At 72.5% G+C, this 2,582-nt stretch carries 3 protein-coding genes; 2 read left to right on the forward strand and 1 reads right to left on the reverse strand.

All coding sequences use genetic code 11. The features are described 5' to 3' along the window. Positions 1-243: 243 nt before the first annotated feature. On the reverse strand, positions 244-1,017 hold the full coding sequence (locus tag D183_RS0114825; RefSeq protein ID WP_017909694.1) for a sulfite exporter TauE/SafE family protein: 774 nt from the start codon (positions 1,015-1,017) through the stop codon (positions 244-246). A gap of 96 nt (positions 1,018-1,113) precedes the next feature. On the opposite strand from D183_RS0114825, the gene D183_RS0114830 reads away from it, so the two are divergent. Together D183_RS0114830 and D183_RS0114835 are read left to right on the forward strand one after the other, a co-directional pair. After that, positions 1,114-1,506, forward strand: coding sequence for a YchJ family metal-binding protein (locus D183_RS0114830; RefSeq protein ID WP_081613356.1), 393 nt, complete (start codon positions 1,114-1,116; stop codon positions 1,504-1,506). Between the two features lie 271 nt (positions 1,507-1,777). Next, positions 1,778-2,582: lytic murein transglycosylase (locus D183_RS0114835; protein WP_026144500.1), on the forward strand; the 805-nt coding region annotated here is incomplete at its 3' end.

Raw genomic sequence — 2,582 nt, forward strand, 5'->3', positions numbered from 1 at the left:
TGGCAGCTGCGTCCGCGGCAACGCGGCCAGCCGTGCGGTCGGCGTCGGCGAAGCCGGTGAAAGCAGGCACAGGCAGCAAACCTGCGAAGCCGGCCAAGGCTGCAGCAGCCAAGACGGCGCCTGCGAGCGGCAAGCGCCGCGGCCACTGAGCGGCACTTGCGGTCGCGCGTGCCGATCGGCCGCGCGCTGCACCATCGTTGGGAGGGATGGCACGCGGCAACCACACGGTGCCGCGCACTGCACTCAGCGCAGCAGATCCCAGCCCATCTTGCCGATCAGCACCACCACCAGCACCAGGAACAACTGCCGGATCAACGGCGTGCCGCCGCGCAGCGCCAGCCGCGTGCCGGTCACCGCGCCGGCCACGTTGGCCACGGCCATCGGCACCGCCGCGGCCAGCAGGATCTTGCCGCTGGGCACGAAGAAGCACAGCGCGGCCAGGTTGGTGGCCAGGTTCACCACCTTCGAGGCGGCCGAGGCGCGCAGGAAATCCAGGCCGAAGAAGCGGATGAACAGGAAGATCAGGAAGCTGCCGGTGCCCGGGCCGAAGAAGCCGTCGTAGAAGCCGATCGCCGCGCCGATCGCCAGCGCGATGGCCAGTTCGCGGCGGCCGATGTGGCGCGGGCGGTGCAACGCGCCGAAGTCCTTCTTGACCAGCGTATAGCCCAGCATCGCGATCAGCAGCACCAGGATCAGCGGGCGCACCGCCTGTTTCGGCAGCAGGCTCACCGCCGTGGCGCCGAGGAAGGCGAACACGAACGCGGCGGCGGTCGCGTACAGCACCGGCCGCCACGGCAGGCGCACGTGGCGCGCATAGCGCCAGGCGGCGGTGCCGGTGCCGGCCATGGAACTGAACTTGTTGGTGCCCAGGATCACCGCGGGCGCCTGTTGCGGCAAGGTCGCGAACAGCCCGGGCAACTGGATCAGGCCGCCGCCGCCCACCGCCGCGTCCACCAGCCCGGCGACGAAGGCGATGCACAGCAGCCATGGCAGTTCGGTGGGGATCGACTCAAGCACGCCGGCGCTCCGCGCAAGGGGCCGCAAGCATAGCCGCCACCGGCCGCGACGCGTGCGCGGCGTGCGCCGTGTCGCCGCAGCCGGCACAATCGGCACATGTCTCCGTCCGCCCCGCGCCTTGCCGATCCCTGCCCCTGCGGCCGTCCGCGCGAGTACGCGCAGTGCTGCGGGCCGTACCACGCCGGCACCCCTGCGCCGGATGCCGAATCCTTGATGCGCTCCCGCTACAGCGCCTACGTGCGCCAGGACGCCGATTACCTGCGCGCGAGCTGGCATCCGTCGACCTGTCCGCCGCAGGTGGAGATCGATCCACGCACGGCGTGGCTCGGCCTCACCGTGCAGCGCGTGCTGCAGACCGGCGCCGACAGCGCCGAGGTCGCCTTCCTGGCGCGCTATCGCATCGGCGGCGGCAGCGCCGTGCGCATGACCGAACACAGCCGCTTCGTGCGCGAGGACGGGCGCTGGTACTACCTCGACGCGCTGGACTGAGCGTCGCGCGTCGCGCCGACGGGGCGCACGCCTGCACACCGCCGTTCGTTGGCGGGGCAAGCGTTGGCCCTCTGGCGCTCCGACGGAATGCCGCAGCGGCCCGAACGCCATGCGTGTCGCGGCCGCGACATCGTGCCGCGCGATCCGCCAACCAGGCCACGCTCGGAACGCGCTGCCGGTCGCGTGCCTGCCGCCCGCGCCGCGTGAGCGGAGCGCACACGCGCCGGTTGTTTATGATGTCGGCCCTGCCGTCGGCGAGGAAGTTTCGATGATGCGTTTGGCCTGGATCCTGCTGCTGGCGGCCCCGTGCGCGCTCGCGCAGACCCCGCCCGCGGCGGCGCCGTCCACGCCCGATCCGGCCTTCGCCAGCTGCGTGGCCGGCCTGCGCCCGGCCGCGGCCAAGGCGGGTGTCGCCGAGGCGTCGTTCGATCGCTTCACTGCCGGTCTGCAGCCGGACCCGAGCGTGCTGCCGCTGCTCGACGCCCAGCCCGAGTTCACCACGCCGATCTGGGACTACCTGGCCGGCCTGGTCGACAGCCAGCGCATCGACGATGGTCGCGCCATGCTCGCCGCGCATCGCGACCTGCTCGCGCAGGTGGCGCAGCAGTACGGTGTCGACCCGGAGACGGTGGTCGCGGTGTGGGGCGTGGAGAGCGACTACGGCCGCATCTCCGGCAAGCGCCCGCTGCTGGTGTCGCTGCTGACCCTGTCCTGCGAAGGCCGCCGCCAGCCGTTCTTCCGCAGCGAGCTGTTCGCGCTGCTGAAGCTGCTGCAGGCCGGCGACCTGCGGCCCGAGGGCCTGACCGGGTCCTGGGCCGGCGCCTTTGGCCATACCCAGTTCATGCCCAGCACCTACGCTCGTGTCGCCGTGGACGGCGATGGCGACGGCCGCCGCGACCTGGTCGCCAGCATTCCCGATGCGCTGGCCTCCACCGCCAACTATCTCAAGCTCGCCGGCTGGCAGAGCGGCCAGCCGTGGGGGCTGGAGGTGAAGCTGCCGGCGGGCTTCGACCCGGCGCTGGCCGGGCGCACCCAGCGCCGGCCGCTGTCGGGCTGGCGCGCGCGTGGCCTCACCG

This window comes from Xanthomonas sp. SHU 199 (genome assembly GCF_000364665.1).
Classification (GTDB): Bacteria; Pseudomonadota; Gammaproteobacteria; order Xanthomonadales; family Xanthomonadaceae; genus Xanthomonas_A; species Xanthomonas_A sontii.

Bases quoted from the DNA above. Each gene is read 5' to 3' on its own strand.
- D183_RS0114830 (WP_081613356.1), top strand. From the start codon at position 1,114: ATGTCTCCGTCCGCCCCGCGCCTTGCCGATCCCTGCCCCTGCGGCCGT.